Source organism: Marinobacter subterrani (assembly GCF_001045555.1).
Taxonomy (GTDB): Bacteria; Pseudomonadota; Gammaproteobacteria; order Pseudomonadales; family Oleiphilaceae; genus Marinobacter; species Marinobacter subterrani.
Genome location: NZ_LFBU01000001.1, coordinates 957,300 through 969,401, shown reverse-complemented (window position 1 = coordinate 969,401; position 12,102 = coordinate 957,300). Strand labels below are relative to the sequence as shown.

General features: G+C 58.5%; 13 protein-coding genes. 2 read left to right on the top strand and 11 right to left on the bottom strand.

Going from position 1 to position 12,102, the window contains the following annotated elements; genetic code table 11:
- Positions 1-34: 34 nt before the first annotated feature.
- The 7 genes from msub_RS04510 to msub_RS22455 form a co-directional block, all read right to left on the bottom strand.
- Complete coding sequence (locus msub_RS04510; RefSeq protein WP_048494905.1) at positions 35-1,186, bottom strand: cupin domain-containing protein; 1,152 nt, start codon at positions 1,184-1,186, stop codon at positions 35-37.
- A 16-nt stretch (positions 1,187-1,202) separates the two neighbouring features.
- The gene (gene purB, locus msub_RS04505; protein WP_048494904.1) at positions 1,203-2,570 is read right to left on the bottom strand and encodes an adenylosuccinate lyase; all 1,368 of its coding nucleotides are present in this window, start codon (positions 2,568-2,570) and stop codon (positions 1,203-1,205) included.
- 88 nt (positions 2,571-2,658) lie between these two features.
- Complete coding sequence (gene hflD, locus msub_RS04500; RefSeq protein WP_048494903.1) at positions 2,659-3,303, bottom strand: high frequency lysogenization protein HflD; 645 nt, start codon at positions 3,301-3,303, stop codon at positions 2,659-2,661.
- Entirely contained in the window at positions 3,300-4,487 is a 1,188-nt protein-coding gene (gene mnmA, locus msub_RS04495) for a tRNA 2-thiouridine(34) synthase MnmA (protein WP_048494902.1), read from the bottom strand. The genes hflD and mnmA overlap by 4 nt, the downstream gene beginning before the upstream one ends.
- 44 nt (positions 4,488-4,531) lie before the next feature.
- Positions 4,532-4,987, bottom strand: coding sequence for an NUDIX hydrolase (locus tag msub_RS04490; protein WP_048494901.1), 456 nt, complete (start codon positions 4,985-4,987; stop codon positions 4,532-4,534).
- Entirely contained in the window at positions 4,984-5,622 is a 639-nt protein-coding gene (locus msub_RS04485) for a pseudouridine synthase (protein ID WP_048494900.1), read from the bottom strand. Before msub_RS04485 ends, msub_RS04490 begins: the two co-directional genes overlap by 4 nt.
- A gap of 176 nt (positions 5,623-5,798) precedes the next feature.
- A complete protein-coding gene (locus msub_RS22455; protein WP_048494899.1) occupies positions 5,799-6,110 on the bottom strand; it encodes a cold shock domain-containing protein in 312 nt (103 codons plus the stop codon).
- 280 nt (positions 6,111-6,390) lie between these two features.
- On the opposite strand from msub_RS22455, the gene clpS reads away from it, so the two are divergent.
- Both clpS and clpA read left to right on the top strand, forming a co-directional pair.
- Positions 6,391-6,750, top strand: a complete 360-nt coding sequence (gene clpS, locus msub_RS04475; RefSeq protein WP_048496975.1) for an ATP-dependent Clp protease adapter ClpS — start codon at positions 6,391-6,393, stop codon at positions 6,748-6,750.
- Positions 6,751-6,768: 18 nt separating this feature from the next.
- Complete coding sequence (gene clpA, locus msub_RS04470; RefSeq protein ID WP_048494898.1) at positions 6,769-9,039, top strand: ATP-dependent Clp protease ATP-binding subunit ClpA; 2,271 nt, start codon at positions 6,769-6,771, stop codon at positions 9,037-9,039.
- Positions 9,040-9,148: 109 nt separating this feature from the next.
- On the opposite strand, the gene infA is transcribed toward clpA, so the two are convergent.
- The 4 genes from infA to trxB all read right to left on the bottom strand — a co-directional run bounded on the left by infA (position 9,149) and on the right by trxB (position 12,024).
- Entirely contained in the window at positions 9,149-9,367 is a 219-nt protein-coding gene (gene infA / locus msub_RS04465) for a translation initiation factor IF-1 (RefSeq protein WP_008169200.1), read from the bottom strand.
- Between the two features lie 80 nt (positions 9,368-9,447).
- The gene (locus msub_RS04460) at positions 9,448-10,161 is read right to left on the bottom strand and encodes an arginyltransferase (RefSeq protein ID WP_048494897.1); all 714 of its coding nucleotides are present in this window, start codon (positions 10,159-10,161) and stop codon (positions 9,448-9,450) included.
- On the bottom strand, positions 10,162-10,875 hold the full coding sequence (gene aat / locus msub_RS04455; protein WP_048494896.1) for a leucyl/phenylalanyl-tRNA--protein transferase: 714 nt from the start codon (positions 10,873-10,875) through the stop codon (positions 10,162-10,164).
- A gap of 195 nt (positions 10,876-11,070) precedes the next feature.
- A complete protein-coding gene (gene trxB, locus msub_RS04450; protein ID WP_048494895.1) occupies positions 11,071-12,024 on the bottom strand; it encodes a thioredoxin-disulfide reductase in 954 nt (317 codons plus the stop codon).
- Positions 12,025-12,102: the final 78 nt, after the last annotated feature.

Genomic DNA, 12,102 nt, shown 5'->3' with positions numbered 1-12,102 from the left:
CCATCCACTCGCCTTAACCCGCCAATGTTCAGTTTTACTCGAAGTACACAGAACCCTGATTGTAAAGCGTGATCAGAAGACCAAGCAATGCCTCGTCGTCAGCAAAGCGGGCCAGCGCCGCCATGTCAATGCGGGCGGCGGAACACAGTAGCGGGGCGAGCGGGCACGCCTCGCCTTTGAGCAGGAATTGCTCGCCGTCCACAAACAGGGCAGTTTCACTGGCAAACTCGTAGTAGGCGAAGCGGGAGCCTTCGTTCCAGCGCATCTGCTCGCCGGTATGGATCGCCTTGGCAAGGTCCTCCGCGGAGGCCGGCTCCTCGGCAGGTACCACGATGTCCATGCTTTTCGGAGCGGTGGAATACTGGCCGAACCAGAGGGCAAGCTGCCGGCGGTCGCCGAGTTTTTCCCGGATAACGGTCTCAAGACGGTCAATCACATCGGGCTGGATGGTGCCCGGGTTGTCCTGAACCTGCAGGTCCGGATCGTTGAGGTGGTCCGAGGCGTCTGACTGGTTGCACAGAAAGTCGGTGAATCCGGTCAGAACATCGTCGATGGTCGGCGCCCTGAACCCCACGGACAGTGTTATGCAATCGTCTTCGGCTACTCCGTGGTGCCCGATGCCGGGTGGCAGGTACAGCATGTCGCCCGGGGCCAGGGTGACCGTTTCCTCGCCATCCCAACTGCTCAGTATCCGGAGCGGGGTGCCTTCCACTCTGGGTGAGGTGTGGTCGCAGTGGCCGCCAAAGGTCCAGCGGCGGTGTCCCTGGGCCTGGAGCAGGAAGACGTCGTACTGGTCGTAGTGAGGGCCAACACTGCCGCCTTTGGGCGCATAACTGGCCATGATGTCGTCCAGGCGCCAGTTCGGAACGAAGCGGAAATGCTCAAGCAGATCGGCGATCTCCGGCACCCAGTGGTCGAGGCCCTGAACCAGCAGGGTCCAGTCCTGCTCCGGCAATTCACTGAACCGGTCCGGGGCAAAGGGGCCGTTGTGGAGTTGCCAGGGCTTGCCGTCGTCGTTTTCGATGACAATCCGGGATTCCACGCCCTCTTCACAGGCCAGCCCCGCCAGCTCATCGGCACTCACCGGGCACTGGAAACCGGGAAACGCCCGGCGGATAACCAGTGGCTTCTTCTGCCAGTAATCCCGCAGGAATTCAGAAGGGGTCAGTCCGCCAAGCATGTCCATGGATGCGCTCCGGGTTTCAGATGGTCTTTGCCTGATCGACGGCATTGCCGATGTAATTGCCCGGCGTCAGCGCCATCAGCTCTGCCTTGGCGTGATCCGGAATCTCGAGGGTCTCGACAAAATTCTTGATCACTTCCGGAGTCATTGCCTTGCCGCGGGTCAATGCCTTGAGCTTTTCGTAGGGTTTTTCGATGTTGTACCGACGCATCACTGTCTGGATCGGCTCGGCGAGTACTTCCCAGGCATGATCAAGGTCTTCGTCCAGACGGGCCGGGTTGATTTCGAGCTTGCCCAGGCCTTTCAGGCTTGCTTCATAGGCAATCAGGCTATGGGCAAAGCCCACCCCCAAATTGCGGAGCACGGTGGAGTCAGTCAGGTCCCGCTGCCAGCGCGAAATGGGCAGCTTGGCGGAGAGGTGGCTGAACAGCGCATTGGCTATGCCGAGGTTGCCTTCGGAGTTCTCGAAGTCGATCGGGTTGACCTTGTGCGGCATGGTGGAGGAGCCCACCTCGCCTTCTACGGTTTTCTGTTTGAAGTAACCGAGGGAGATATAGCCCCAGATATCCCTGTCCAGGTCGATCAGGATGGTGTTGAAACGGGCGATGGCGTCGTACAGTTCGGCAATGTAATCGTGGGGCTCGATCTGGGTGGTGTAAGGGTTCCAGTCCAGCCCGAGGCTCTCGATGAATTCACGGGCGTTCAGGGCCCAGTCGATGTCCGGATAGGCCGAAAGATGGGCATTGTAGTTGCCGACGGCGCCATTGATTTTGCCCAGCAGCTCGGTTTGCCGGATTAGCCTGACTTGCCGGCGCAGGCGGTGAACCACGTTGGCCAACTCCTTGCCTACCGTGGTGGGAGACGCGGTTTGCCCGTGTGTACGGGACAGCATGGGCTGTTCGGCGTGCTCGTGGGCCAACTGCGCCAGCTTGTCGACAACCCGGTCCATGGCGGGGAGCAGACCATGATCCAGACCCTCCCGCAGCATCAGGGCGTGGGACAGGTTATTGATGTCTTCCGAAGTACAGGCAAAGTGGACAAACTCGGTGACCGCGTGCAGTTCCGGAACACCGGCGATCTTTTCCTTGATGAAGTACTCCACCGCCTTCACGTCGTGATTGGTGGTCCGTTCGATTTCCTTGATGCGCTCTGCGTCCGCCAGGCTGAATTCGCTCACCAGTCGGTCGAGACAGGCATTGGCATCCGCGGAAAAAGCAGGCACTTCGGTTACCCCGGGGTGGGCTGCCAGCTTCTGCAACCAACGGATCTCGACGGTCACACGGTTCCTGATCAGGCCATATTCACTGAAGATGTCACGGAAGACGGTGACTTTACTGCCGTAGCGTCCATCGACCGGGGAAATGGCGGTCAGCGCGGTGAGTTCCATCGAAAACCTCTCAAGTCATCAAAGAATCGGATCAAACGAAAATAAAGGGTGCATATCATACACCACCGCAGGCACTGAATCAGCGCTCTCAGTGGTACAGGGAGTGATTTGCTTCCTCGGCCAGTTCCCCGGCGAGCCGGATAATCTTTTTGCGGGAAAAGATCAGTTGCCAGCGACGACCGCCGGTCTGGCGCCAGAGTACCGCCGAGCGGATACCTGCCAGAAGCAGGGCCCGAACCTTGGCGGCGTTTTCTTCCTGCTGCAGGATCGAGGGATTACCGCTCACCTGGATGCGCAAGCGGAAGGTGCTGATGGTATCGGCGTAAACCGAGGCCAGGTTGCTGATCAGGTTAGGGTGGGTATAGCCAAAGTGGCTGGCGGTATGCCGCGCCTGGTCGATCCGGCTGCCGATGACATCCAGCATGTCGGACCGCCGGTTGAGCCGGGATTCCAGTTGAATCAGGTTGAGGGTATAGCGCAGGGCTTCGATATCCTGCTGCTTGCTTTGCTGGCTCAATACTGAGGACAGTGTGACCAGGCCCTCCCGGATGTCGCGGAGCTCACCGCCGTATACATCCAGGGTGTTCTCGGGGTCGGTGGCGAACAGGGAGCGCAGGGAGGTCTCCAGGCTGGCCTGGTTGCACTGGCCACTGTGAGCAATCTGCTGAACCAGGTTCGCGGCCTGAAACACCCCCGCCAGAGCCAGGGTCTGGTCTTTCAGCGAACGGCTCATGCGGTTTCTTCCCGGGCCCGGTCACCGGCCAGGCGGGCGGGCAGGGTCTCGCCATCTCGCCAGGTTGCCTCGATAACCCCGCCGCCGAGGCAGACCTCACCGTCGTAAAAGACAACGGACTGACCCGGTGTGACTGCCCGTTGGGCATCGTCAAAATCGACCCGCACGCCCCCGTCGATCACAGACACCTGGCAGTCCTGGTCCGGCTGCCGATACCGGGTCTTGGCTCTGCAGCGGAAAGCCGAAGAGGGCGGCTGGCCCGCAACCCAGTCAATCGGGCCGGAAACCAGCCCCCGCGAGAACAGCAGAGGGTGATGCTTGCCCTGGACCGCTATCAGGACATTACGGTCGAGATCCTTTTCCGCAACGTACCAGGGTTCATCGCCGAATTCGCTCAAGCCGCCAATACCGAGGCCCTGGCGCTGGCCAATAGTGTGATACATCAGGCCCTGGTGGCGGCCGATCTTCTGGCCATTCGGGGTTTCGATATCGCCGGGCTGGGCGGGCAGGTACTGCTTCAGGAAATCCCGGAATTTACGCTCGCCAATGAAGCAGATGCCAGTGGAGTCTTTCTTGTCGTGGGTTACGAAACCCTGCTGCTCGGCAATCCGGCGTACTTCCGGTTTCTCAAGCTCGCCCACGGGGAACAGGGTCCGTGCGATGCGATCGCCGGAGACGGCATGCAGGAAGTAGCTCTGGTCCTTGTTTGGATCCAGCCCCTTCAAGAGCTGGGCCTTGCCGGATGAGCCAGCAACGGGGCGCTGGCGGGCGTAGTGTCCGGTGGCTATATAGTCAGCACCCAGGGTAATGGCGTAGTCCAGGAAGGCGCGGAACTTGACCTCCTTGTTGCACAGGATATCCGGGTTCGGCGTGCGACCGGCCTGGTACTCCAAAAGGAAATGTTCAAATACCCGGTCCCAGTACTCGGCGGCAAAGCTGGCGGTATGCAGCTTGATACCAATGGCATCGGCAACAGCCTGGGCATCCGCCAGGTCGGTCATGGCGGTGCAGTATTCGGTACCGTCATCCTCATCCCAGTTCTTCATGAACAGGCCTTCTACCTGATAGCCCTGATCCTTGAGCAGCCAGGCGGCCACGGACGAATCGACGCCGCCGGACATGCCGACAATGACGCGGGTGTTGGTTGGGCTGTTTGAAGAGTGAGCTTCAGGGGCGTTGGTCATTACAGCGTTGCTACCGGTTAAAAAACCGCGAGTTTAACATTTTCCTAAGGCGCCGTCTTTGAATCGACGACCACGTCCAGCGGGTACCGGCGACCATTTCGGTAATCTTCTATGCATTGCAGGACAAGCGGGCTTCGGAGCTTGTCGCCAAGGCATCGAATCTCCTCAAGGGTCAGCCAGTGGGCGGCGATGATGCCGTCATCCAGGTCGTCTGACTCCTTCGCACCGGCCCTCGCCACATAACAGAAGCGGTAATAGGTCACGCCATTTGCCGGGGCCTTGTATGTGTAGATGCCCAGGAAATGCACCGGGTCAACCGTCCAGCCGGTTTCCTCCAGTGTTTCCCGGCGAACGGCGTCGAGTATGGCCTCGTCTTCCTCGATGTGGCCGGCGGGCTGGTTGAATACAATCCTGCCGCCACTGAACTCTTCCACCATGAGAAATCGCCCGGTCGGGTCTTCAACGATAACGGCTACAGTGGCATGGGGTGTCCAGGTCATGTTTTTCTCTTTCTCCGGGCTCTGGCCCCGGTGCCGCTGCGACCGGGGCGGGATTGGGTGTTCGGGCGGGCCGGCAGGTTAACGGCCACTGTCCGGTAGTCGCCGGGTTTCAGGCCCTCCAGGGTCCAGTCACCAATCCGGTAACGGATCAGTCTCAACGTTGGAAAGCCTACTGCGGCGGTCATTCGCCGGACTTGTCGGTTCCGGCCTTCGGTAATGGTCAGCTCAAGCCAGCATGTGGGTACGGTGTCGCGGTGCCGCACAGGCGGTACCCGCTGCCAGATGGCCGGCGATTGCAACCTTGAGGCCTTCGCTGGTCGGGTCTGGCCATCTTTCAGCATTACGCCTTCCGAGAGCTTTTTGAGGGCGTCGTCCGAAACCTCTCCCTCTACCTGAACCCAGTAGGTCTTGGGCATTTTCAGGGCGGGGGACGCTATCCGGTGCTGTAAGGCGCCATCCGCGGTAAGCAGGAGCAGGCCCTCGGAATCATAATCCAGCCTGCCGGCCGGGTAGACACAGGGAATCTGCAGGTAGTCCGCCAGTGTGGCGCGTGGTGAGTCTCCTCCATCGGCACGGTCGTCAGTGAACTGGCTCAGCACCTGAAAAGGTTTATTGAAAAGAATCAGTTCAGCCATGCCGTTGCAGATCCATAGACTCTCAGAATAGGTCGGAAAGAGCAGGGTACTTGAACGGTAATTGCTGGCAAAGTCGAATTGCCAGCAATTACATGGATGTCAGGCTTTGCAGGTAAAAGAAAAGAACGCCACCAGCCTGCGGCCAGTGGGTGTCAGACGCCAGATATCAGGGACGGTCAGCCGTTCACTGCGCGGGGGGGATAGCCGTCCCGGCCGGGTTCCTGGGGCCCCGACTCTGTTGCAACGTCGCTTCCGACATCCGTCCCCGCCTTGCTCGCGGGTTGCTCATCCGGAATGATGTTGACTGCGTGAACGCCCTTGTCACTGGGCTTTTTATCAAAGGATACGGTCTGACCGGCCTTCAGGGTCTTGTAGCCGTCCATTTGAACCGACGAGAAGTGCGCAAACAGATCGTCACTGCAACCATCCTCGATGATGAACCCGTACCCTTTGGCATTGTTGAACCACTTGACTTTGCCTCTTGGCATGATGAACTCCCCTGTTCTTTTGCTGTCACTGTTTTTGGTTGTGTTATTTGCCTTTCGGCCGTTACATAAACATCGCATCAGTTAACATTATTTTACAATGCAACTTAACTTTCGGCCAATCATAGTGTGGAGTCAAGAGCTTCTATACCCGGAAAGTGTGGTTGAACGCAGTCTGGAAGCGGTATCATGTTCGTAGTGCTAAATATCTCACGCCCTGCTTGAAAACCTCGGGGCCGACATCCACATTTAGACAGGAGCACCGATAAACCGGTTAGGAATGATGCGGACTATCGAAAATTCTCTACTAGTATTGAATCAGGGGGAGGACGAACAACCGGGGCGGCAGGATGACCTCAGCGTTGCTCCCGAGAAGCCTGCTCTCAAGCGCCCGGCGCGTTACAGGGTGGTGCTGCTGAACGACGATTACACACCCATGGATTTTGTTGTGGATGTACTGATGACGTTCTTCGGAATGAACGAGGAAAAGGCGACGCAGGTGATGCTGCTCGTCCATACGCAGGGAAAGGCCGTATGCGGGGTATTTACCCGGGACATCGCGGAAACAAAGGCGGCACAGGTGAACCAGTATTCCTCGGAATGCGAACATCCGCTCCTTTGCGAGATTGAACGTGCGGACTGAAAGACGTTGGGGTGGCCCATGCTGAGCAAAGATCTGGAAATTACGCTGAACACGGCTTTCAAAAATGCCCGCGACAAGCGTCATGAGTTCATGACCGTGGAGCATTTGTTGCTGGCCCTGTTGGATAACGAATCGGCGGTGGGCGTCCTGAAGGCCTGTGGTGCAGACCTCAAGCGACTTCAGGAGGAACTGGTCGAATTTGTGGACTCAACAACACCATTGATCCCGAACAGTGACAGTGAGCGCGAGACCCAGCCGACTCTGGGTTTCCAGCGGGTACTGCAGCGGGCGGTGTTTCATGTGCAGTCCTCGGGTAAGAAAGAAGTAACCGGGGCTAACGTACTGGTCGCAATTTTCAGCGAGCAGGAAAGCCAGGCAGTGTATGTCCTGAAGAAACAGAGCGTTGCCCGCATTGATGTGGTCAACTTTGTGTCCCACGGGATCTCCCGGGTTCAGGGTGCCGAGGATTCGGAGAGCCATGATCAGGCGTCCCATGATGAAGCTGGAGAGGAAGGCGGCCATTCCAAACCACTGGAAAGCTACGCAACCAACCTGAACGAGCAGGCCCGCCAGGGCCGGATTGATCCGCTGATCGGCCGGGAGCACGAGGTCGAGCGGGTGGTCCAGATTCTGGTGCGCCGGCGTAAGAACAACCCGCTGCTGGTCGGTGAGGCCGGCGTAGGCAAGACCGCTATCGCTGAGGGTCTGGCCAAGCGGATCGTGGACGGCCAGGTACCGGACATCATTTCCGACGCCGTGGTCTACTCCCTGGATCTGGGTGCTCTGCTTGCGGGAACCAAGTACCGTGGTGATTTCGAGAAGCGCCTGAAAGGGTTGCTGGCGGAGCTCAAGAAAGAGAATCATGCGATCCTGTTTATCGACGAGATCCACACCATTATCGGTGCCGGTTCGGCATCCGGTGGCGTTATGGACGCTTCCAATCTGCTGAAGCCGATGCTGAGTTCCGGCGAGATCCGGTGCATTGGTTCCACCACCTTCCAGGAATTCCGAGGAATTTTCGAAAAGGACAGTGCACTGGCCCGCCGGTTCCAGAAAATCGATGTCAATGAGCCCAGCGTTGAGGATACGTACCAGATCCTCAAGGGTCTGAAGCCGAACTTCGAGAAGCACCACGATCTGAAGTACACCGACAAGGCTCTGAGGGTTGCCGCAGAACTGGCGGACCGGTATATCACCGACCGCCATCTTCCGGACAAGGCCATTGATGTCATCGACGAAGCTGGCGCCCGGCAGCGGTTGCAGCCCGAGGGCAAGCGCAAGAAGACCGTCGACGTGACCGAGATCGAGGATGTGGTCGCGAATATTGCCCGCATCCCGCCGAAGAACGTCTCTACCAGCGACAAGGATCTGCTGCGCAATATCGAGCGGGACCTGAAGATGGTGGTGTTTGGTCAGGATCCGGCCATCGAGTCTCTCTCGACATCGATCAAGCTGGCTCGCGCTGGCCTGAAGGCGCCTGAGAAGCCAGAAGGTGCTTTCCTGTTCGCGGGGCCAACGGGTGTTGGTAAAACCGAGGTCACCAAGCAGTTGGCCAAGGTTCTGGGTATCGAGCTGGTGCGCTTCGACATGTCGGAGTATATGGAGCGCCATACGGTCTCAAGACTCATTGGTGCGCCGCCGGGCTATGTCGGTTATGACCAGGGCGGCCTGCTGACGGAGTCTGTCACCAAGCACCCCCATTGTGTGTTGTTGCTGGATGAAATTGAGAAGGCCCATCCGGAAGTCTTCAACCTGCTTCTGCAGGTCATGGACCACGGTACGCTGACCGATAACAATGGCCGAAAAGCGGATTTCCGCCATGTAATCCTGGTGATGACCACCAACGCCGGGGCTGAAAGCATGGCCCGCCGTTCGATCGGCTTCAGCGAGCAGGACCACAGCACCGATGGCATGGAAATCATCAGCAAGACCTTCACGCCGGAGTTCCGCAATCGTCTGGACGGCATTATTCAGTTCGGTGACCTGCAGAAGGACACCATCACCCATGTGGTGGACAAGTTCCTGACGGAGCTGCAGGCGCAGCTGGACGAAAAGCATGTGGTATTGCATGTGGATGATGCGGCCAAATCCTGGCTGGCGGACAAAGGATACGATGTCACCATGGGTGCTCGTCCAATGTCCCGTCTGATCCAGGACAAGATCAAGCGGCCACTGGCTGAGCAGATCCTGTTCGGGCGCCTGTCGGAGAAGGGCGGGGATGTCTTCATCCACCTCCGTGACGATGAGCTGGTGTTCGAGTACGAGGACGAGCCTGCGGAAGCCGTCTGAGTTCTGGAGCGGTGAAGTAAAGAAAAACCGCTATCGGGTTGACCGGCAGCGGTTTTTTTCGAGCCAACAAAAAAGCCCCGGATGGGGCTTTTCAGATGTCACGGGAGCATTAACGGGCGCGGTAAACGATGCGGCCCTTGCTCAGGTCATAGGGAGTCAGCTCAACCTTGACCTTGTCACCTGTCAGGATGCGGATGTAGTTTTTGCGCATCTTTCCGGAGATGTGAGCCGTCACAACATGACCGTTGCTCAGCTCAACACGGAACATGGTGTTCGGAAGGGTATCGATAATAACGCCTTCCATTTCAATGGCATCTGATTTCGGCATTCAGTAGAAACCTCGTTAGGGTATGGTTCTCGTGATTCTAAATTGCGCAATTCTGCCTGATTTATCCGCGTTTGGCAAAGTCAGCCTGTGTCCAGCTCGCGCCAATGCCCGTCCCGGAGCGCCTCGATGGGGCGAAAACGGGTTTTGTAATTCATTTTCCGGCACTGTTTGATCCAGTACCCGAGGTACAGGTGCGGCAGGCCCTTGCGGCGGGCCTCGGCAATTTGCCACAGGACGGCAAAGGTACCAAGGCTGCGGTCTTCCATCCCGGGTTCGAAAACCGTGTAGATAGCAGACAGGCCATCATCGAGCAGGTCGACGGCTGCCAGGCCCACAAGGTGGTTGTCTTTCCGGATTTCCAGAAACCACGAATCGGTGGCCCCTTCTACCAGGAATGAGATGAACTGCTCCCGCGACGGGGGATACATATCCCCGTCACTGTGGCGCTGCTCAATATAGGTGGCATAAAGCTGGTAGTAGCGCTCGGCGAAGGTCGCCGGTACCAGGCTGCACTCCAGGTCCTCGTTTTTCTTCAGTACCCGCCTCTGGCTTCGATCAGGCTTGAAATCATCGACTTTCAGGCGAACGGGAATGCAGGCGTTACACTGTTCGCAATGGGGGCGGTAGTAATGCGACCCGCTGCGGCGAAACCCCAGGGCCGTGAGCTGGCTGTAGAGCTTTTTGTCAATATGAGCCCGCGGGTCCACAAACATGGTGGTTGCCTCGCGGTCTGGCAGGTAGCTGCAATCGTGTGGCGGGGTTGCAAAAAACACCAGTGTTCTGAGGTTGCTCATTTACACCTCCGGCCCGGGCCAACACCATTGGAAGGTCCAGTCGGTCTGATCCGGTTTCTGATCGATGCTCATCCTGAGTATAGATAAAAACTCTTCCCGGGGAATGGTCCTGGCGCCCATGGTCAGGAGGTGTCGGCTCTCCACCTGGCAGTCCATGATGCGGTAGCCCCAGTCCTGCAGCTGGTGGGCCAGGTGCACCATCAGAACCTTGGATGCGTTGGTTTCCAGGGAGAACATGGATTCCCCGAAGAAACACGTGCCGATGGCCAGGCCGTACATGCCGCCGGCCAGGTCGCCCCGGTGATTCCAGACTTCAATAGAATGCGCCACACCCATTCGGTGCAGTTCCGCATAACTGGCAATCATTTCCTGGGTAATCCAGGTGCCCTCGGCCCGTGTGGACGCGCACAGCCGGATGATCCGGCCGAAGGCCCGGTCCGCAGTCACCTGAAAGCGCTGTTTGTTGAGGGTTCGGTGCAGGCTGCGGGATACGTGGATTTCGTTTGGGAACAGCACGCATCGTGGGTTGGGAGACCACCAGAGTATGGGCTGCTCATCGCTGTACCAGGGGAATATGCCGTTTCGGTAGGCGAGTATGAGTCTGTCGGTAGACAGGTCGCCGCCGAGGGCCAGCAGGCCGTCCGGGTCGTCCAGGGCTTCGCTGGCGGGGGGGAACCAGAGTTGGTCGGGGTCTAGCCAGGGTAGTGAGGTCATCCTTCTCCGGTAATTACTGCGATGTTTCGGGCCTATAGAGTTCAGGCCGGTGGGAGCCGCCTTCTGAAACACGCTGTGAATACGTCCTTGTACGCTTGGCTCCGCCATCCATGGCTCCGCACAGTTTCAGAAGGCGGCTCCCACCGGCCTTCGCAAACTTTTGAGTTCGCGTTCCTCTTTGTTACTGAATCACAATCAGTCTTGCTGATCCAGAAACTTTTCGGCATCCAGAGCGGCCATGCAGCCGAAGCCGGCGGAGGTGACGGCCTGGCGGTAGACGTGGTCGGCGACGTCGCCGGCGGCGAAGACGCCGGGGATGCTGCTCTGGGTGGCCATGCCTTCGAGGCCGGAGCGGATGCGGATGTAGCCGTTTTCCATGTCCAGTTGGCCCTGGAACAGATCGGTGTTGGGCTTGTGGCCGATGGCGATGAACACGCCGGCCAGGTTCATTTCCTGGGTGGAGCCGTCTTTGGTGTTTCTGATGCGCATGCCGGTGACGCCGGTGCCGTCGCCAAGGACTTCGTCCAGGGTGTGGTCCCAGACGATCTTGACGTTGCCGTTCTCGGCTTTCTCGAACAGTTTGTCCTGCAGGATCTTCTCGGCGCGGAGGCTGTCCCGGCGGTGCACCAGGGTGACTTCGTCGGCAATGTTCGAGAGGTACAGGGCCTCTTCAACGGCGGTGTTGCCGCCGCCGATAACGGCGACTTTCTGTTTCTTGTAGAAGAAGCCGTCGCAGGTGGCGCAGGCGGAGACGCCCTGGCCTTTGAATTTCTCTTCGGATTCCAGGCCCAGGTACATGGCGGACGCGCCGGTTGCGATAATCAGGGCGTCGCAGGTGTATTCGCCACCGTCGCCCTTGAGGCGGAAGGGGCGGTTGCGCAGGTCGGCTTCGTTGATGGTGTCGTAGACAATGCTGGTTTCGAAGCGCTCGGCGTGTTTGAGCATGCGTTGCATCAATTCCGGGCCCTGTACGCCGTCGTTATCGCCGGGCCAGTTGTCGACGTCGGTGGTGGTTGTGAGCTGGCCGCCGACTTCAATACCGGTAATCAGGGTCGGGTTCAGGTTGGCGCGGGCTGCGTACACAGCAGCGGTGTACCCCGCCGGGCCGGAACCGAGGATGATCAGTCGGGAATGTTTGGTCTCGCTCATTGAAGGTCTCTCACTGAAAAAGCAGTACATTGCCCGGCGCGGTATTCAGGGCCGGGCGCTTCGGGGAAAGGTGAAAAG

What these genes read in the sequence shown, in the direction of transcription:
- msub_RS04490 (WP_048494901.1), bottom strand. Translation starts at nt 4,987, where the DNA reads ATGACCTGGACACCCCATGCCACTGTAGCCGTTATCGTTGAAGACCCG.
- mnmA (WP_048494902.1), bottom strand. Translation starts at nt 4,487, where the DNA reads ATGACCAACGCCCCTGAAGCTCACTCTTCAAACAGCCCAACCAACACC.
- msub_RS22455 (WP_048494899.1), bottom strand. Translation starts at nt 6,110, where the DNA reads ATGCCAAGAGGCAAAGTCAAGTGGTTCAACAATGCCAAAGGGTACGGG.
- hflD (WP_048494903.1), bottom strand. Translation starts at nt 3,303, where the DNA reads ATGAGCCGTTCGCTGAAAGACCAGACCCTGGCTCTGGCGGGGGTGTTT.
- aat (WP_048494896.1), bottom strand. Translation starts at nt 10,875, where the DNA reads ATGACCTCACTACCCTGGCTAGACCCCGACCAACTCTGGTTCCCCCCC.
- infA (WP_008169200.1), bottom strand. Translation starts at nt 9,367, where the DNA reads ATGCCGAAATCAGATGCCATTGAAATGGAAGGCGTTATTATCGATACC.
- msub_RS04460 (WP_048494897.1), bottom strand. Translation starts at nt 10,161, where the DNA reads ATGAGCAACCTCAGAACACTGGTGTTTTTTGCAACCCCGCCACACGAT.
- msub_RS04510 (WP_048494905.1), bottom strand. Translation starts at nt 1,186, where the DNA reads ATGGACATGCTTGGCGGACTGACCCCTTCTGAATTCCTGCGGGATTAC.
- msub_RS04485 (WP_048494900.1), bottom strand. Translation starts at nt 5,622, where the DNA reads ATGGCTGAACTGATTCTTTTCAATAAACCTTTTCAGGTGCTGAGCCAG.
- clpA (WP_048494898.1), top strand. Translation starts at nt 6,769, where the DNA reads ATGCTGAGCAAAGATCTGGAAATTACGCTGAACACGGCTTTCAAAAAT.
- clpS (WP_048496975.1), top strand. Translation starts at nt 6,391, where the DNA reads ATGCGGACTATCGAAAATTCTCTACTAGTATTGAATCAGGGGGAGGAC.
- trxB (WP_048494895.1), bottom strand. Translation starts at nt 12,024, where the DNA reads ATGAGCGAGACCAAACATTCCCGACTGATCATCCTCGGTTCCGGCCCG.
- purB (WP_048494904.1), bottom strand. Translation starts at nt 2,570, where the DNA reads ATGGAACTCACCGCGCTGACCGCCATTTCCCCGGTCGATGGACGCTAC.